This is a genomic window from Allobosea sp., from assembly GCF_051860145.1.
Lineage (GTDB): Bacteria > Pseudomonadota > Alphaproteobacteria > Rhizobiales > Beijerinckiaceae > Allobosea.
The window spans coordinates 24,607-42,135 of record NZ_JBHYEM010000028.1; the positions used below are offsets into that span (position 1 = coordinate 24,607).

Sequence of the window (17,529 nt, forward strand, 5' to 3'; positions counted from 1 at the left end):
GCCGTCGCCACCGTCCCCGGAGAGGCCGCCAACGTGAAGCTGACCCATCCCGAGGATTTCGCCGCAGCCGAAGAGCGCCTCGGCCGGCGACTGGTGACGCGCGTCGGCACCGGCTACGACGTTCACGCCTTCGATACCGGCGACCATGTCTGGCTGGGCGGCGTCAGCCTTCCTCATACGCGTGGCGTCAGGGCACATTCCGATGGTGACGTCGCCCTGCATGCCTTGACCGACGCCATCCTCGGCGCGCTCGCCGATGGCGATATCGGCACGCATTTCCCGCCGAGCGATCCGCAATGGCGCGGCGCCTCGTCCGACCGCTTCCTTGCCTTCGCCGTCGGGCAGGTGCGTGAACGCGGCGGCATGATCGATCATCTCGACCTCACCATCGTCTGTGAGTCCCCGAAGGTCGGGCCGCACCGCGAGGAGATTCGTGGCCGCATCGCGGCGATCGCCGGACTCCGCGTGAACCAGGTGGGCCTCAAGGCGACGACCTCGGAGCGCATGGGCTTCACCGGACGTGGCGAGGGGCTTGCCGCGCTCGCCACCGCCACGATCCGCCTGCCCGATCAGGAGTGACCGCGACCATGTTCGATCCCGAGATCACCGCGCTCAGCGTCGAGTTGCTCACGGTCTGCCGCGACCGCGGCCTGAGCGTCGCCACGGTCGAATCCTGCACGGGCGGGCTGGTCGCGGGCGCGCTGACGGCGATCCCCGGCTCGTCGGATGTCGTCAATGGCGGGCTGGTGACCTATTCCAACGCCGCCAAGAGCGCGCTCGCCGGCGTGCCCGCGGGCCTCATCGAGAGCCATGGCGCGGTCAGCGAGCCGGTGGCGCGGGCCATGGCGGAAGGCGGTCGTACGGCGCTCGTTGCCGATCTCTCTGTCGCGATCACCGGCGTCGCCGGGCCCGGCGGCGGCAGCGCGACCAAGCCGGTCGGCCTCGTCCATTTCGCCTGCGCATCGGCCGGCGCGACCGCCCATCGCGAAAGGCGCTTCGGTGATCAGGGCCGCGACGAGATCCGCCGCCTCTCGGTGATCGAGGCGCTCGCCATGCTCAAGCAGGCTGCGCTGGCCCGCCCGTGACGGCGGCGCGGCCATAGACCTTGTTGGCGCGCGTTTCGAAGGCCTCGGCGAATTTGCGAAAAGCCCGGTCGAACATCGTCCCCATCAGCAGGCCGAGCATGCGGCTGGCGAACTCGTAGGAAATGAAGAAGCCGATCTCGCAGCCGCCATCGGTCGCCTTGAAGCTCCAGCGGTTCTCGAGATGCCGGAACGGCCCGTCGACATACTCGACCAGGATCTTGAGATTGGCCGGATCGAGCGTGACGCGGCTGGTGAAGGTCTCGCGGATCGCCTTGTAGCCGACGGTCATGTCGGCCACGAGAACCTCGCCGCCACCGTCGCGCGGCGTCCGGCGGCGTACCACCAGCCCCTCGCAAAGCGGCAGGAACTCGGGGTACTGCTCGACATCGGCGACGAGCGCGAACATCCGTTCCGGCGAGTGCCTCACCCGGCGGGTGCTGTTGAACATCGGCATGAATGATGGCCTCAGCCGCCGAGCTTCGCCGCCCGGGCGTCCCTCAACCGGGCGAAATCCTCGCCCGCATGATGCGAGGACCGCGTCAGCGGCGTCGACGACACCATCAGGAAGCCCTTCACATAGGCGATCGCCTCGAAACCCTTGAACTCGTCGGGCGTGACGAAGCGGATCACCGCGTGGTGCTTGCGCGAAGGCGCGAGGTACTGGCCGATCGTGATGAAGTCGACATCGGCGGAGCGCAGGTCGTCCATCAGCTGCAGGACCTCGTTCCGCTCCTCGCCGAGGCCGACCATGATGCCGGATTTGGTGAAGATGGTCGGATCGAGTTCCTTCACCCGCTGCAGCAGGCGCAGCGAATGGAAATAGCGGGCGCCGGGCCGGACCTTGAGATATTTGCCCGGAACGGTCTCGAGATTGTGGTTGAACACGTCCGGCTTTGCCGCGACCACCACTTCGAGCGCGCCCGGCTTGCGCAGGAAGTCCGGCGTCAGGATCTCGATCGTGGTGCCCGGCGAAGCCTCGCGGATCGCATGGATGACGCGGGCGAAATGCTCGGCGCCGCCATCGTCGAGATCGTCACGGTCGACCGAGGTGATGACGACATGCTCCAGGCCGAGCTTGGCGACGGCGTGGCCCACCTTGCGCGGCTCGTCCTGGTCGAGCGGCTGCGGCACGCCGGTCTTGACGTTGCAGAAGGCGCAGGCCCGCGTGCAGGTGTCGCCCATGATCATGAAGGTGGCGTGCTTCTTCTCCCAGCACTCTCCGATATTGGGGCAGCCCGCCTCCTCGCAGACGGTGACGAGCTTGTTCTCCTTCACGATCTTCTGCGTCTCGGCCCATTTCGGCGAGCCGGGCGCCTTGACCCTGATCCAGTCCGGCTTGCGCAGGATCGGGTTTTCGGGCCGCTTCTGCTTCTCCGGATGGCGCAGCTCCGCAACCGGCTTGGCAGCATCCGCCTTGGGATTGCCGGCATTCGGCCGCGGGTCGCGGTTCAGGAGGTCGAGAACGAGAGCCATGTCGTTTCCAGTGGTCCGGGTCCTCGCGGAGGACGCCATCTATTCACCCTAGCTAATCGCCTGTCGCGCGCGCCGCAACCGGACCCGGCGTCGCGTCAAACCCTCGGCTTGCGCATCGCGTTCCAGATCACGATCACCACGACCGCACCGGCAATGGCCGCGATCAGGGTGCGCAGGAAGCCGAAGATCGGGATTTCGAGGAGCTCCGCCAGCCGGCTGCCGATGAAGGAGCCTGCGACGCCGACGAGCATGTTGGTGAAGATGCCGTGGTCCGAGGAGGTGATGCGCTCGGCGATCCAGCCGGCCAGCATGCCGATCAGCAGGGTCATGAAGAAGCCATAGCCCGGCGTGCCGAGCGCCGCGTAGATGGAATTGTCCATGTCGCTCTTCCTTTCGTAAGCCAAAAACCTGCCGGGCAGGCCGGGAATCCGACCCCGCGATCATGCGATGAACCGCGCCAGCAGAACCACGAGAATCGCGCCCAGCACCGCCATCGCCGCCTCGTCGAGGATGGGATAGCCGGTGCGCAGGCGCCAGCCGGTCAGCCGCGTCAGCCCCTGGCCGACCAGCATGCCGAGCACGCCGACGACGGCATGGCGCAGCAGACCCCCTCCTCCGACCACGAGGCTGGCGACGAAGCCCGTCGCCGTGCCGAGCAGGACCGTGGGGATGACGCGAGGCCAGTCGAGGGCCAGCCCCCGCCCCGGCGGCAGGACCTCGACCTTGTCGTCCTCGACGATACGGTCGGGGCCGCGGGACCGGCGCGTGCGGGTCGTCATCGGCCTTCGTCAGGCGATCAGCCGCGCCAGCAGCACCACGACGATGGCGCCGATGGTCGCGGTGACGATCTGCGAGACGAGCGGATTGGAAATGCCGAGATTCACGCCCACCGCCGAGAGCAGGAAGCTGCCGACGAAGGCGCCGATCAGGCCGGTGATGATGTAGCGGACGAGGCCACCGCCACCGACGACGACGCTGGCGAGCCAGCCGGCGACGAGGCCGATGAGAATCGCGACGATGATCGAACGCATATCCATGGCGGTTCTCCAGTCAGTTCGCCCGCCGGAACACCGGCCGGGACGGCTCCGAAACTCGTCAGCTTCCGCAGCGCGATTCCTCAGGCGTTGAGCACCTTGCCATAGGCGTCGAGCACGCTCTCCTTCATCGTCTCAGAAAGCGTCGGATGGGGGAAGATGCTGTGCATCAGCTCTTCCTCGGTCGTCTCCAGGTTCATGGCGACGACGAAACCCTGGATCAGCTCGGTCACTTCCGCACCGACCATATGGGCGCCGAGCAGCTTGCCGGTCTTGGCGTCGAAGATCGTCTTGACCATGCCGCTGTCCTCGCCGAGCGCCACCGCCTTGCCGTTGGCGACGAAGTTGAAGCGGCCGACCTTGAGCGCGTGCCCGGCCTCCTTGGCCTTGGCCTCGGTCAGGCCGACGCTGGCGATCTGCGGGTGGCAATAGGTGCAGCCCGGGATCATCGCCTTGTCCATCGGATGCGGGTGCAGGCCCTTGATCGCCTCGACGCAGATCACCGCCTCGTGCTCGGCCTTGTGCGCCAGCATCGGCGGGCCGGCGACGTCGCCAATGGCATAGACGCCCTTGACGTTGGTGCGGCACAGGCCGTCGATGGCGATGAAGCCGCGATCGGTCTTCACGCCGAGCGCCTCGAGCCCGATATTCTCGACATTGGCGACGACGCCGACCGCCGAGATCATCCGGTCGGCCGTGATCGTCTGCTTGGCGCCCTTCTCGTCCTCGATATGCGCGGTGATCGAATCCGCCGCCTTCTCGACCTTGGTCACCTTGGCGCTGGTGATGATCTTCATGCCCTGCTTCTCGAAGGCCTTGCGGGCGAAGGCGCCGATCTCGTCATCCTCGACCGGCACGACCTGCGGCAGCACCTCGACCACCGTCACCTCGACGCCCATGGTGCGATAGAACGAGGCGAACTCGATGCCGATGGCGCCGGAGCCCATCACCAGCAGCGATTTCGGCATTTTTGGCGGAACCATCGCCTCGAAATAGGTCCAGATCAGCTTGCCGTCCGGCTCCAGGCCCGGCAGCGCGCGCGGGCGGGCGCCGGTCGCGATGACGATGTGGTCGGCGGTGTAGGTGCCCTCGCCCTTGGCGTTCTTCGGCGGCGGCACCTGCGGCTGCATGGCCGGCTTCTTGGTCGGCGCGACGGTAATCGTGCCGGGCTTCACCAACTTGGCCTCGCCCCAGATCACATCGACCTTGTTCTTCTTCATCAGGAACTGGACGCCGTTGTTCATTCGCGCCGCGATGCCGCGCGAGCGTTTCACGATGGCGTCGAGATCGGCCTTGAACGTGCCTTCCAGCACCAGCCCGTAATCCTTGGCGTGCTGGCCAAAATGCAGGATCTCGGCCGAGCGCAGCAGCGCCTTGGTCGGGATGCAGCCCCAGTTCGAGCAGATGCCGGCGAGATGCTCGCGTTCGACGATCGCGGTCTTGAAGCCGAGCTGGGCCGCACGGATGGCCGCGACATAGCCGCCGGGGCCGGAGCCGATGATGATGACGTCGTAGTCGGACATGTTACTGACCCTTGTTTTGAACTACGTCTCGCAACGCGTCGCGCTTCGAAATCCGGTTCGCCCGAAGAACTGTCATGGCCGCACGGCTCCGACCCGCTTCTGCAAGGCCGCGATCGATTGCGGCTCGCGTCCAAGCGGAAACGGGGCGGCGCTCCGCCCAGCCAAGTCGAAAACATCGCCCTTGCGCGTTTCCTTCACCCTCTCGCGCTGGGACGAGTAAGGGCTGCATTCGAAACCGCCGCCGCGCTGACCGCTCGCCGGGTTATAGGTATTGGCGCCGTAGCGGAAACAGACATGGCTCAGCTTGACCTGGCCGCGGTAACGCCCCTCTTGCGGGTCGTCGATCTCGGCGGAGGCATTCTCCCACAGCACCGCCAGCGAGCCCGGCAGGATCGCGCTGTTGCCGGGATACCAGAGGAAGACCTCGCCGCTCTTGCTGATATACTCGACCTGCGTCCCATGCTGCGGGCTGTAAGTGAGAACGGTGCGATCGCCGAGGAACGCTGCGATCACCTCCGGATCGGCTGCCGCCTTCGGCAGCCCGGCCGCGCCCGCGTTGCGCGCCTCGTATTCGGCCTGCGTCATCACCGGGCGGGCACCGAACATCCGGCCGAGCGGGCGCCTGAACTGCTGCGCGACTGCAGGGCTGAAGGCTACGACCGGAGGATGATCGCGCGGCTCCGGCGGCAATGCTGGCAGCGTCTCGACACAAGCGCCGAGCCCCAACGTCACGGCCACGGCGGAGATCCGCTTATACAGACCCGCACGGACTGATATCGGCCTCATTGGATGATGGTCCCCAGGCCGAGCGGGTTACCCTGACTGTTGCGGATACGGACGAAGGTCGAGACCGGGGTGCAGATCGCTGTCTGCCCGTTCTGCTGCACGGTGACGGCGTTGCCTGGCGATGCGATGTCGCGATAGCCGCCCAACAGGCAGACCGCCGGGCCTTTCAAACCCTCGACTTGCGCGAGAATGCCCCAGCGCAGGCGTTGAACGCCGCGCTCTGGCGCGACCTGGATCGCTTCGCGGTTGCGCGCGAAATAGATGCTGCCCCTGAGCGTGCCCTCACTGCCGGCGAAGAAGGTTCGATCAACGATCTGCAAGCCAGCGGCGCGAACGGCCGGGTCCTCCGGCTCGCGGCTGGCAGGCGGCGCTGCCGGCGGCGGTGGGGCCGACACGCATCCGCCGAGGGCGAGAAGTAATCCTGCGAAGACAGCCCGCATCGCCAGCATGCTTAGCCGCCGCTCTTGGAGGTCTGCACGCGCTCCTCGATCAACCGCGACGCGTTGAAAAGAGCATTCACCTGAACCTCGCCCATTTGCTTCACGATCCAGGTCAGCATTTCATCGACCTTCGGATCGACCTCGGGCGAGCCCCTTTCGGTATAGGTCACCAGATGGTTCAGCTCGCTCGCGCTGTATTTTTCGACGACGCGGGTCATCACCGCCTTGATCAATTCGCCGCGCCGCTCCGTCAAAATCTGGCGCGCCGCCTCTTTCCTCGCGGCCGCCGAACTGCGGTTTTGTGAACCGGACCAGAAGTTCTTCAACCTGGCGGTGGATGCAATCACCCGGTCGAGGCTGTTCCCATACCAGGCGTCGAACTCGAGAGCTCTTTCAACCCGGTCGAGCGTAGGGCCGCCTTGCGCCCGAGCCGATGCATCAAGCCCGAGCCAAGCCGTATTCATCTGGACCGAAGCGACGATCAGAAAACAGCCCAGCAGTCGTCCGGCCTTTGACATCGTGGTTTCCCTGGCGATCGTTCCCTAAACCAGCATCGCCATCGGCTTCTCGATATAGCCCTTGAACGCCTGCAACAGCTCTGCGCCCAGCGCGCCGTCCACCGCGCGGTGGTCGGTCGAGAGCGTCACCGACATGATCGTCGCGATGGCCAGCGCGCCGTTCTTGACGACAGCCCGCTGCTCGCCCGCGCCGACCGCCAGGATCGTCGCGTGCGGCGGATTGATCACGGCGGCAAAGTCCTTGACGCCGAACATGCCGAGATTGGAGACCGCCGAGGTGCCGCCCTGATACTCCTCGGGCTTGAGCTTGCGGGTCTTGGCCCGCACCGCCATGTCCTTCATCTCGTTGGAGATCTGGCTCAGTGTCTTGTGGCAGGCGTCGCGCACGATCGGAGTGATCAGGCCGCCGGGGATCGAGACCGCGACGCCGACATCGGCGTGCTTGTGCTTGAGCATGGCGCCGTCGGTCCAGCTCACATTGGCGTCCGGCACCGCGCGCAAGGCCAGCGCCAGCGCCTTGATCACCATGTCGTTGACCGAGAGCTTGTAGGCCGGCTTGCCATCCTTCTCGGGAGCCGCGGCATTGAGCTCGGCCCTGAGCTTGAGCAGCGCGTCGAGCTCGCAATCCAGGGTGACGTAGAAATGCGGGATCGTCTGCTTCGCCTCGGTCAGGCGCCGCGCGATCGTCTTGCGCATGCCGTCATGCGGGATCTCCTCATAGGAGCCCGGCTCGAACAGCTTCTTGACCTGCTCGTCGGCGGGACCGGCGGCGAGCGGCGCGGCGGCCGGCTTGCCGGCAGCGGGAGCAGCACCAGGGGCAACGGCAGGCGCAGCCTTGGCCGCCCCGCCCTGCTTCGCCGCCTCGATGTCGCGCTCGACGATGCGGCCATGCGGGCCCGAGCCCTGCACCTTGCCGAGGTCGAGCCCGGCGTCCTTGGCGAGGCGGCGGGCCAGGGGCGAAGCGAAGGGACGGCTGCCGTCGGCCTTCGCCGGAGCCGCTCCGTCGGCCTTCGGCGGCTCAGCCTGCTTGGCCGGGGCCTCTGCCTTGGGTGTTTCCTTCGGCGCTTCGGCTTTGGCCCCGTCGCTCTTCGCAGCAGCGGCTTCGGCCTTCGGCGCAGCCTCGGCCTTGGCTGGCGCGGAGACGCTCTTGGCGTCCTCGCCCTCGCCGGCGATCACGCCGATGACCTCGTTGACCGCGACATCGGCCGTGCCCTCCGGCACGACGATCTTCGCCAGCACGCCCTCGTCGACCGCCTCGACCTCCATGGTCGCCTTGTCGGTCTCGATCTCGGCGATGATGTCGCCGGACTTGATGGCGTCGCCCTCCTTCTTCAGCCACTTGGCGAGGTTGCCCTTTTCCATCGTGGGCGAGAGCGCGGGCATCAGGATGTTCACGGGCATGGCAGGAGGCTCGCTTTTTCCAATTGGATGAGCAGCAGGCGGCGTGTCAGCCCCATGCCGAAGCTGAGGGACACGAAAACGAAGGCGAGATAGTCGAGATGCTCGAGTGCGGTGCCGGTCAGCGTCGTGCCGAACATCAGCTCGGGGGCGAAAGCCTGCACCGCTTCCGGGATCAGGGTCAGCGCGCCGCTCGCGGCCAGGATATAGGCCACGAGGTCGATGCGATGCAGATGGATGCGGGCCCGCGCCAGGGTCGGCGGAGCCAGCGGCAGAGGCTGGAGACGCTGCCGAGGCTTGAAATAGCTCACCGCGCCGACAGCGCCGATTCCAGCCAGGCCGACCGCCGCGATCATGGCAGGAACGGTCAGCGCCATGGCGTCAGGCCTTGTAGCAAACGGCCTTCGCCGCCGCGACGACATCGCCGATATTCGGCAGCGCCAGCTTCTCGAGATTGGCCGCGTAAGGCATCGGCACGTCCTTGCCGGTGACGCGTGCGACGGGAGCGTCGAGATAGTCGAAGGCCGCCTCCATGATGCGCATGCCGATCTCGGCGGTGACGCCGGACTGCGGAAAACCTTCCTCGACGGCGACGCAGCGATTGGTCTTCTGCACCGAGGCCAGCACGGTCTCGATATCCATCGGCCGGATCGTGCGGAGGTCGATGACCTCGGCCTCGATGCCCTCCTTGGCCAATGCTTCGGCGGCGCCGAGCGCATAGGTCATGCCGATGCCGAAGGAGACGATGGTGACGTCTGTCCCCTCGCGCACGACCTTGGCCTTGCCGATCGGGATCAGGAAATCGTCGCCCTTCGGCACCTCGAAGGAGCGGCCGTAGAGAATCTCGTTCTCGAGGAAGATCACCGGGTTCGGATCGCGGATCGCGCTCTTCAGCAGGCCCTTCGCGTCGGAGGCGCTGTAAGGCACCACGACCTTGAGGCCGGGTACGTTCGAATACCAGGCGGAGTAATCGTGGCTGTGCTGGGCGGCGACGCGGGCGGCGGCGCCGTTGGGGCCGCGGAACACGATCGGGCAGCCCATCTGGCCGCCGGACATATAAAGCGTCTTGGCGGCGGAGTTGATGATCTGGTCGATCGCCTGCATGGCGAAGTTGAAGGTCATGAACTCGACGATCGGCTTCAGGCCGGTCAGCGCCGCGCCGACGCCGATGCCGGCGAAGCCGTGCTCGGTGATCGGCGTGTCGATGACGCGCTTGGCGCCGAATTCCTGCAGCAGCCCCTGCGTGACCTTGTAGGCGCCCTGGTATTCGGCGACCTCCTCGCCCATGACGAAGACATCGCCGTCGCGGCGCATCTCTTCGGCCATGGCATCGCGCAGCGCCTCGCGGACCGTCATGTTGACGATTTCGGCGCCGGCGGGGAACTCGCTCGACGCGTCATAGGCCTTGGCCTGCGCGAGGATCGTCTGCGGGGCGCTGACGGCGGGCGCATCGGCCGGAGCCTTCTCGGCCTTCGCCTCGGGTTCGGCCTTGGCTTCGGGCTCGGGCGCCTTCTCGGGAGCCGCCGCCTTGCCGCCACCGCTCGCCGCAGCCTTCACATCCTCGCCATCGGCGGCGATCACGCCGATCGGCGTGTTGACCGCGACATTATCGGTGCCGTCGGCGATCAGGATCTTGGCGAGGACGCCTTCGTCGACGGCCTCGACCTCCATCGTCGCCTTGTCGGTCTCGATCTCGGCGAGGATGTCGCCGGCCTTGACCGCGTCGCCCTCGGCCTTCAGCCACTTGGCCAGTTTGCCCTGCTCCATGGTGGGCGAGAGCGCAGGCATCAGGATATCGATCGGCATGAACACACCCGGAATTTAAGGGAACGCGGGATCGGGGAAGACCGGCGCGAGTGGCCGGTGAAAGGCGGGCGGAGCGGGCCTCAGGCCCGCGCCTTCTCCAAGGTGATGTCGGTCCAGAGCTCGGCGGCTTCCGGCTCGGGATCATGCGTCGCGAACTCGGCCGCGTCGTTGACGATCTCGCGGACCTTGGCGTCGATCGCCTTGAGCTCGTCCTCGGCAAGCTTGAAATCGCGGGTGAGGCGCCCCCTCACCTGCTCGATCGGATCGTGTTCCTCGCGCATGCGCTGGACCTCGTCCTTGGAGCGGTACTTGGCCGGATCGGACATCGAGTGGCCGCGATAGCGATAGGTCTGCATCTCGAGGATATAGGGGCCCTTGCCCGAGCGCGCATGCTCGATGGCCCGCTCGCCGGCGGCGCGCACGGCGCGGACATCCATGCCGTCGACCTGTTCGCCGGGAATGGAGAAGGACAGGCCGCGCTTGGAGAAATCGGTCTGCGCCGAGGCGCGGTTGACCGAGGTGCCCATGGCGTAGCGGTTGTTCTCGATCACGAACACCACGGGCAGCTTCCAGAGCTGCGCCATGTTGAAGCTCTCGTAGACCTGGCCCTGGTTGGCGGCGCCGTCGCCGAAATAGGTCATCGAGACGCGGCCATCCTCGCGATACCAGTTGGCGAAGCCGAGGCCGGCGCCGAGCGAGACCTGGGCGCCGACGATCCCGTGCCCGCCATAAAAATTCTTCTCCCGGGAGAACATGTGCATCGAGCCGCCCTTGCCCTTGGAGTAGCCTCCGCGGCGCCCGGTCAGCTCGGCCATGACGCCGCGCGATTCCATTCCGCAGGCGAGCATATGGCCATGGTCGCGATAGCCGGTGATGACCTGGTCGCCATCCTTCGCGGCCATCTGCATGCCGATGACGACCGCCTCCTGGCCGATATAGAGATGGCAGAAGCCGCCGATCAGCCCCATGCCGTACATCTGGCCCGCCTTCTCCTCGAAGCGGCGGATCAGCAGCATCTCGCGATAGGCGTGAAGCTCCTCCTCCTTGCTGAAGACGGGCATGTTGCTCAGCACCTTGGCCGCGCCCTTCTGCGTCGTCGTCTTGGTCGCGGTCTTCGCTGAGCCGCCCTTGGCCGCGCTCTTGGCGGCGGATTTCGCTTGAGCAGGGGCTTTCGTCTTGCGCGCGGCAACGGCCATGGGCGATCCTCCAAAGATCATTCGACCTTGGTTGTAGAGGATCGCAAAACCGTTGGCGAGTGAGGTATCTCGCAGTGCAGCATGGTCTAAGATGCTGAGAATGCTCGATTTTCAGAAATTAACTGGAATCCGGTTGATCGATGTGTTCGGGACTATTTGCCGGCATGCCGGGCCCTGTCAGCGACCCATCAGAATGAGGTCGTTGCGATGAACGCGCCCCAGTGTCGAGCGGGCCCGTTCCTCGAGCAGATCGCGGTCGACGGCCTCGTCGCGCATCAAGGCCAGGCGCTGCTCCCAGCTCTTGCGCTCCCCGGTCAGGATCTTGATCTCGTCTTCCATGGTCCGGAGCGATTCCTGCAGCCCGCCACGCGCCTCCAGGCCGCGCGAGCCGTGCTGGGCGTGGAACATGAAATAGCCGACCGCCCCGCTCGATACGAGATAGAGCGCGAGCGTGATGAAAAAGGACCGGAGACCACGGCGAACGACCATGCCGCACCCTAGAATCGCGTGGTTTATTCCGGGTTAACGGGCCGGCCGCAGCACGCGCAAGACTTCGTCGCCCGCAGGAGCCGCTCCGCGCGCGACCGCGATCAGGTCGGCCTCGACGCGGCGCGCAATCGGCAGGCGAAAATGCAGCGGATCCCAATAGTTGGAATCCTCGCGCGTCACCGAAGAGCGATGCGCGTAATCGGCGATAACGGCGCCGTGCCGAGCCGCAACCCGGCCAAGCTCCGCCTTGCAGGCGCCATAGCGCTGCCAGCCGAGCGAACCCTCTCTGGGCAAGGCCGTGAGATGAACCGGCGGTAGCACGAGCAGTTTCGGCGTTCCGCTCGGCAGCGTCGCCAGCGCGGCGTCGAGCCAGGCGAGCGCCGGGAAGCGCCAGCCCGCCTGTTCTGCCCGAGTTGGCACGGCGGGCGGCACGAGCGGCGTCAGGTCGGGCGCGGTGCCGCCGTTGTTGCGGAAGAGATGGAAGCGGGCGCGCGCAAGATCGTAGAGCGCTTCGGGCGGCGTGAAGACCTCGTAGCCGTCGCCGCGGATTCGTTCCGGCATCAGCCCGAGCCGATGCGCCGCCAGCCGCACGGCGATCTCGAGCGTCGTCAGGTTGATCAGCTCGGGATAGTCGTTCCAGCCGCTGTCATCATAGAGCCAGGGCGGAAACGGCCGCGGGGTCAGGCGTTTGGCGGGATCGGTCGCGTCGGCCTCGCACCAGGTGGTGTCGATGCCCCAGATCAGCAATTTTGGCGCGGCGGTCTTGCGGGCGAAGAGCTCCGCCATCTGCACCTGTTCCCAGGGCGTCGCGGCATTCATCGCCAGGTTGACGAAACGCGCGTCGAGCCCCTGCGAGAGAATCGCCGGATCGAGCAGCCGCATGGTCGAGGTTCCGAGCACGGCGGCGTCGAAGGCGCCCGACCGCACGAGCTGCGGATACATGAAGCGCTGGTTGAGATCCATCAGCGGCCGCGCGGCCTGTCCCGCAGCCACGCGCGAGCCGAACGGGTCCATGATCGCGATGAAGCCGAAGAGAAGCAGCACCAGCCCCGCGACAGTGGCGAGGAAGCTCGTCGACCAGCGTTTCCAGGAGGATGCGGCTGTCATCGGCTCAGGCAACGGCAATGGCCTGTCCTGCGGCAGACGCGCGAGACGCGGGCGGGCTGGGCAAATCGATCATGCGGATCCTCCGGCGCGCTTCTGCCACAGATCCGGGCGGCCGAACAATCGCGGGAGTGAACGAACGATGTTGACCCGCAGGCGGGGCGTCCGTATGTCAGCGGCCCAGTGAGGGCGGGTAGCTCAGTGGTAGAGCACGTGACTTTTAATCATGTGGTCGAGGGTTCGATCCCCTCCCCGCTCACCACCGGCCTCCGCTGACAACCTCTCGGAATCCAGGCCGTCATTGCTGACGTTGCCCTCGTCCGGCTCCGGCCCACTCGTTCCTGACGTCCCGCAGCGGCCCTGTCTGCCCCGGCGCGCAAAGATGGCGGCAACGCCTCATCGCGGGTTCATGACCGAGTCGGCTGCATGGCAGACATGGCGGCTTCCCGAACAGAAAAAAGCCCGAACAGTGAACCAAATCGCGTTTTCGACGTTGATCCGGCAAGCCGCGACTGCGGTTCACTCGTAGGAGGAAACCATGTTGAAGCGTAATATCGCGTTGACGGCGATCGGCGGAATCTTGCTCGCCACGACCGCGCTCGCGCAAACCAGTGCGCCTTCGAGCCCGCCGTCTGCGGCGCCCTCGACCTCGGCGCCCGCGACCTCGGCTCCGGCCACGGACGCAGCCAAGCCGCCTGAACAGAACCTGGCCGGCCAGGGCAAATGGCGCGCCTCCAAGCTGATGGGCGTGGATATCTATGGTGCCGACAAGAAGAAGGTCGGCGACGTTACCGAGGTCTTGTTCGACAAGACCGGCAAGGTCGAGATGGTGACGGTTGGCGTCGGCGGCTTCCTCGGCATCGGCGCGAAGGATGTCGCGATTCCCTTCGAGCAGGTGACTTGGAGCGACGAGCCGATGGCTGCTGCTGCGCCGGCTCCGGCCCCTTCGGGCGGGACTAGCGGTGGTACGGCCTCGGCTCCCCCGGCGGCGGCTCCGGCGCCGAAGGGCCCGATGATGTATCCGGATCACGGCGTCATCAACATGACCAAGGAGCAGCTGACGTCTGCGCCTGCCGTGACCTACGCCAGCCGCTAATCGACATTTAGCGGCATCATAATTCGGCCTGCCTCGCGAGAGGCAGGCCGTTTTTCTGTTCGGCTGCTGGCTCGGGCTCAGGTTCGATGCGCGCCCGAAAGTCCTGCGAGGAACGGTATGATGGCTTCCGGCAGGTCGTCCGCGATCAAGCCGACGCCATGATGTTCGCCGGCCTTGCCATGCAACCAGACCGCCGCGCTGGCGGCCTCGAAGGCGGGCATGCCTTGCGCGAGAAGCCCGGAGATCAGGCCGGCCAGCACATCGCCGGCGCCGGCCGTCGCCAGAGCGGATGTGCCGGTGACGTTAATGGCAGCCCTGCCCTCCGGCGCGGCGATCACCGTGTCAGGCCCCTTCAGCACCACCACGCAGCCGGTCAAGGCGGCCGCGCGCCGTGCCCGCTCCAGCTTCGAGGGAGGCGTCGTGACGTCCGGCATGGCCGCGAACAGACGTGCGAACTCGCCCTCATGCGGCGTCAGCACGCAAGCCGCGCCACGCCGGCGCACGGATCGCGAGAGCGAGCCCGTCCGGGTAGCGAGGAGCGTCAAGGCGTCGGCGTCGAGTACGGCCGGGACGCCTGAACGCAGCACGGCCATGACCGCCTGCCTTGCGGTCGCGTCGAGACCGAGCGCGGGGCCGGCCAGCACCGCGCCGAGCCGCTTTTTCAGCAGGGTTTCAATGCCGGCAAGGTCCGAAACAGCCCTCTGCATCACGGCGTCGGGACCACGCGCGGCATGGGCCGCGAGTGCCTCCGGCCGGCAGGCGATCGTCGCCAGCCCGGCGCCGATCCGCAACGCTGCGCGCGCCGAGAGCCGCGGAGCCCCCACCCCGGCCAGGCCGCCCGCCAGGACCAGAACGGCGCCCCGCCGGTATTTATGGGTGTCAGTGGCATGCACGGGCCAGTTCGCACGCCAGAGCATCGGGTCGTTTTGGAAGGCCTGGGGACACAAGCCGTCAGCGCCGAAAGCCACATCCGCCGCGATGCCGATATCGGCCAGCGTCGTCACGCCGCAGAGCCTCCGGCCGGGATAGAGCAAATGACCGGGCTTGAGCCTGAAGAAGGTGACGGTCTCGTCGGCCCGGGTGACCGGCCCCTCGGCCTGACCGGTATCGCCTGACAGCCCGCTCGGAACGTCGACGGACACCACGGTCTTGCCCGCGGCATTCACCCGCGCGACGAGCGCTGCGATGTCGCCCGTCAAAGGGCGGTCCAGCCCAGCTCCGAACAGGGCGTCGACCACCAGGTCCGCGTCACCCGGGCGCGCGGCTGAAAGCGGCGCGACATCACCGGGCCAGGCCTGTGCCATGGCGCCGGCGTCGCCCGACAGCCTGGCCCTGTCGCCCGCAAGAACGAGCGTCACCGAAAAGCCGCGCTCGCGCAGGATGCGGGCCGCGACGAAGCCGTCCCCGCCGTTGTTTCCGGGGCCGCACAGCACCAGGATCCGCCGCGCCGGCCCCGCCCGGCGGCTGACGGCATCGGCCACCGCCCGGCCCGCCCGTTCCATCAGGACGACGCCCGGCGTTCCGGCCGCGATCGCCGCCGTGTCCGCGCGCGCCATCTCGGCCGGCGTCAGCAGGGCCAGGGCGGTTTCATCGTCGGCGTTGCTCACCGTGCCATCATCGGAAAGCCCGGGCTTTCCGGCAAGCGCGGGTTTGACGGCCGCACTTGTCCATGAATTGATCATTTGCATAAATTATAGGCGGAATATCGCCTCATGATGAGGCGTCGCAGGGCATGGTTCCTCATGGCGAGCCGCACGCGCCGATGCTATGAGCAGAAACGGCGAGTGTGTCGTCCGCCACGGCGAGACGCTGAGCCGGCCACCGAGCCATCGGAAAAGGCCGATTTTCAGCGCATCGACGGTCGAACCGGCAGACGGTATCGAGGATCGGGTCAGTCCCGTTCCAGACACGCGCGAGGGAGGCCGGTCGGCGCATGAAGAAGATCGAAGCGATCATCAAGCCCTTCAAGCTGGACGAGGTGAAGGAAGCGCTGCAGGAAGTCGGTCTGCAGGGCATCACCGTGCTCGAAGCCAAGGGCTTCGGCCGCCAGAAGGGCCATACCGAGCTCTATCGCGGCGCCGAATATGTCGTCGACTTCCTGCCCAAGGTCAAAATCGAGATCGTGTTGAACGACGACATGGTCGAGAGCGCCATCGAGGCCATCAAGAAAGCGGCCCAGACGGGCCGCATCGGCGATGGCAAGATTTTTGTATCGACGGTGGAGGGGGCGATCCGCATCCGCACCGGAGAAACCGGCGCGGACGCGATCTGAGGGCTTCATCCCGAACCCTGCGAAATCGGCGTCCGCCGGGCGAACACCCGCGGGTCGACTACCACTGAGAAACTGCTTTCAAGAGGAATGCTGAGATGAAGAGCGCCAAGGACGTCCTCAAGGCGATCAAGGACAATGACGTCAAATACGTGGACTTCCGCTTCACCGACCCGCGCGGCAAGTGGCAGCACGTCACGTTCGACATCACCATGATCGACGAGGACATCTTCGCCGAGGGCACCATGTTCGACGGTTCGTCGATCGCCGGCTGGAAGGCGATCAACGAGTCCGACATGCTCCTGATGCCCGACCCGACGACGGCGGTGATGGATCCGTTCTTCTCGGCCTCGACCATGGTCATCACCTGCGACGTGCTCGAGCCGTCGACCGGCGAGCCCTATGGCCGCGACCCGCGCGGCATCGCCAAGAAGGCCGAGGCCTATCTCAAGTCGACCGGCATCGGCGACACCGTCTATGTCGGTCCGGAGGCCGAATTCTTCGTCTTCGACGACGTCAAGATCTCGGCCGATCCCTACAATACCGGCTTCAAGCTCGACAATGTCGAGCTGCCGATCAACGGCATGACCGACTACGAGGGCGGCAATCTCGGCCACCGCATCGCCACCAAGGGCGGCTATTTCCCGGTTCCGCCGCAGGATTCGGCGCAGGACATGCGTGGCGAGATGCTCGCCGCCATGGCCGCGATGGGCGCCAAGGTCGAGAAGCACCATCACGAGGTCGCCTCGGCCCAGCACGAGCTCGGGCTGAAGTTCGACACGCTGACGCATATGGCCGACCAGCTGCAGGTCTATAAATACGCGATCCACAACGTCGCCCAGAGCTACGGCAAGACCGCGACCTTCATGCCGAAGCCGATCTATGGCGATAACGGCTCGGGCATGCATGTCCACCAGTCGATCTGGAAGGGCGGCAAGCCGATCATGGCCGGCAACAAATACGCCGACCTGTCGCAGGAATGCCTCTGGTACATTGGCGGCATCATCAAGCACGCCATGGCGCTGAACGCCTTCACCAACCCGTCGACCAACTCCTACAAGCGTCTGGTTCCGGGCTATGAGGCTCCGGTGCTGCTCGCCTATTCGGCGCGCAACCGCTCGGCGTCGTGCCGTATTCCGTGGACGACCTCGCCGAAGGCCAAGCGCGTCGAGGTCCGCTTCCCCGATCCGATGGCGAACCCCTACCTCGCCTTCGCCGCCCTGCTGATGGCCGGCCTCGACGGCATCGTGAACAAGATCGATCCCGGTCCGGCCATGGACAAGGATCTCTACGATCTGCCGCCGCGCGAGCT

General features: G+C 66.4%; 21 protein-coding genes and 1 tRNA gene. 6 read left to right on the plus strand and 16 right to left on the minus strand.

Annotated features, from left to right (window positions below; all coding sequences use genetic code 11):
• Positions 1-579, plus strand: a 579-nt coding sequence (gene ispF / locus ACTIF2_RS25575; RefSeq protein ID WP_439499953.1) for a 2-C-methyl-D-erythritol 2,4-cyclodiphosphate synthase, incomplete at its 5' end; no start/stop codon positions are given.
• A gap of 8 nt (positions 580-587) precedes the next feature.
• The gene (locus ACTIF2_RS25580; RefSeq protein ID WP_439499954.1) at positions 588-1,085 is read left to right on the plus strand and encodes a CinA family protein; all 498 of its coding nucleotides are present in this window, start codon (positions 588-590) and stop codon (positions 1,083-1,085) included.
• Here ACTIF2_RS25580 and ACTIF2_RS25585 read toward each other — a convergent pair.
• From ACTIF2_RS25585 to ACTIF2_RS25655, 15 genes are all read right to left on the minus strand, one after another.
• Positions 1,057-1,539: a type II toxin-antitoxin system RatA family toxin gene (locus ACTIF2_RS25585; RefSeq protein WP_439499955.1), complete on the minus strand. Its 483-nt coding sequence runs from the start codon at positions 1,537-1,539 to the stop codon at positions 1,057-1,059. The two genes, ACTIF2_RS25580 and ACTIF2_RS25585, sit on opposite strands and share 29 nt — an antisense overlap.
• A gap of 11 nt (positions 1,540-1,550) precedes the next feature.
• Positions 1,551-2,558: a lipoyl synthase gene (gene lipA, locus ACTIF2_RS25590; RefSeq protein ID WP_439499956.1), complete on the minus strand. Its 1,008-nt coding sequence runs from the start codon at positions 2,556-2,558 to the stop codon at positions 1,551-1,553.
• Between the two features lie 95 nt (positions 2,559-2,653).
• Positions 2,654-2,938 (minus strand): GlsB/YeaQ/YmgE family stress response membrane protein, encoded by a 285-nt coding sequence (locus ACTIF2_RS25595; protein ID WP_439499957.1) that lies wholly within the window; start codon positions 2,936-2,938, stop codon positions 2,654-2,656.
• 60 nt (positions 2,939-2,998) lie between these two features.
• Entirely contained in the window at positions 2,999-3,337 is a 339-nt protein-coding gene (locus ACTIF2_RS25600; protein WP_439499958.1) for a GlsB/YeaQ/YmgE family stress response membrane protein, read from the minus strand.
• A gap of 9 nt (positions 3,338-3,346) precedes the next feature.
• Positions 3,347-3,595: a GlsB/YeaQ/YmgE family stress response membrane protein gene (locus tag ACTIF2_RS25605; protein ID WP_439499959.1), complete on the minus strand. Its 249-nt coding sequence runs from the start codon at positions 3,593-3,595 to the stop codon at positions 3,347-3,349.
• A gap of 80 nt (positions 3,596-3,675) precedes the next feature.
• A complete protein-coding gene (gene lpdA / locus ACTIF2_RS25610; protein ID WP_439499960.1) occupies positions 3,676-5,115 on the minus strand; it encodes a dihydrolipoyl dehydrogenase in 1,440 nt (479 codons plus the stop codon).
• Positions 5,116-5,187: 72 nt separating this feature from the next.
• A complete protein-coding gene (locus ACTIF2_RS25615) occupies positions 5,188-5,853 on the minus strand; it encodes a hypothetical protein (RefSeq protein WP_439499961.1) in 666 nt (221 codons plus the stop codon).
• A 44-nt stretch (positions 5,854-5,897) separates the two neighbouring features.
• Positions 5,898-6,350: a hypothetical protein gene (locus tag ACTIF2_RS25620; protein ID WP_439499962.1), complete on the minus strand. Its 453-nt coding sequence runs from the start codon at positions 6,348-6,350 to the stop codon at positions 5,898-5,900.
• Between the two features lie 2 nt (positions 6,351-6,352).
• Positions 6,353-6,859, minus strand: a complete 507-nt coding sequence (locus ACTIF2_RS25625; protein ID WP_439499963.1) for a hypothetical protein — start codon at positions 6,857-6,859, stop codon at positions 6,353-6,355.
• 24 nt (positions 6,860-6,883) lie between these two features.
• Complete coding sequence (locus ACTIF2_RS25630) at positions 6,884-8,260, minus strand: pyruvate dehydrogenase complex dihydrolipoamide acetyltransferase (RefSeq protein ID WP_439499964.1); 1,377 nt, start codon at positions 8,258-8,260, stop codon at positions 6,884-6,886.
• Entirely contained in the window at positions 8,251-8,634 is a 384-nt protein-coding gene (locus ACTIF2_RS25635) for a hypothetical protein (RefSeq protein ID WP_439499965.1), read from the minus strand. The genes ACTIF2_RS25630 and ACTIF2_RS25635 overlap by 10 nt, the downstream gene beginning before the upstream one ends.
• 4 nt (positions 8,635-8,638) lie before the next feature.
• Positions 8,639-10,063, minus strand: a complete 1,425-nt coding sequence (locus ACTIF2_RS25640) for a pyruvate dehydrogenase complex E1 component subunit beta (RefSeq protein WP_439499966.1) — start codon at positions 10,061-10,063, stop codon at positions 8,639-8,641.
• Between the two features lie 80 nt (positions 10,064-10,143).
• Entirely contained in the window at positions 10,144-11,124 is a 981-nt protein-coding gene (gene pdhA / locus ACTIF2_RS25645) for a pyruvate dehydrogenase (acetyl-transferring) E1 component subunit alpha (protein WP_439499974.1), read from the minus strand.
• A gap of 312 nt (positions 11,125-11,436) precedes the next feature.
• Complete coding sequence (locus ACTIF2_RS25650; RefSeq protein ID WP_439499967.1) at positions 11,437-11,748, minus strand: FtsB family cell division protein; 312 nt, start codon at positions 11,746-11,748, stop codon at positions 11,437-11,439.
• 33 nt (positions 11,749-11,781) lie between these two features.
• Positions 11,782-12,855, minus strand: coding sequence for a hypothetical protein (locus tag ACTIF2_RS25655; RefSeq protein ID WP_439499968.1), 1,074 nt, complete (start codon positions 12,853-12,855; stop codon positions 11,782-11,784).
• 184 nt (positions 12,856-13,039) lie between these two features.
• Here ACTIF2_RS25655 and ACTIF2_RS25660 point away from each other — a divergent pair.
• Positions 13,040-13,114 (plus strand) — tRNA-Lys (locus tag ACTIF2_RS25660).
• 276 nt (positions 13,115-13,390) lie between these two features.
• Positions 13,391-13,948: a PRC-barrel domain-containing protein gene (locus ACTIF2_RS25665; protein ID WP_439499969.1), complete on the plus strand. Its 558-nt coding sequence runs from the start codon at positions 13,391-13,393 to the stop codon at positions 13,946-13,948.
• Between the two features lie 77 nt (positions 13,949-14,025).
• Here ACTIF2_RS25665 and ACTIF2_RS25670 read toward each other — a convergent pair whose 3' ends face one another.
• Entirely contained in the window at positions 14,026-15,555 is a 1,530-nt protein-coding gene (locus tag ACTIF2_RS25670) for an NAD(P)H-hydrate dehydratase (protein ID WP_439499970.1), read from the minus strand.
• Between the two features lie 326 nt (positions 15,556-15,881).
• On the opposite strand from ACTIF2_RS25670, the gene ACTIF2_RS25675 reads away from it, so the two are divergent.
• Together ACTIF2_RS25675 and glnA are read left to right on the plus strand one after the other, a co-directional pair.
• Positions 15,882-16,220 (plus strand): P-II family nitrogen regulator, encoded by a 339-nt coding sequence (locus ACTIF2_RS25675; RefSeq protein WP_439499971.1) that lies wholly within the window; start codon positions 15,882-15,884, stop codon positions 16,218-16,220.
• 95 nt (positions 16,221-16,315) lie between these two features.
• Positions 16,316-17,529: type I glutamate--ammonia ligase (glnA, locus tag ACTIF2_RS25680; RefSeq protein WP_439499972.1), on the plus strand; the 1,214-nt coding region annotated here is incomplete at its 3' end.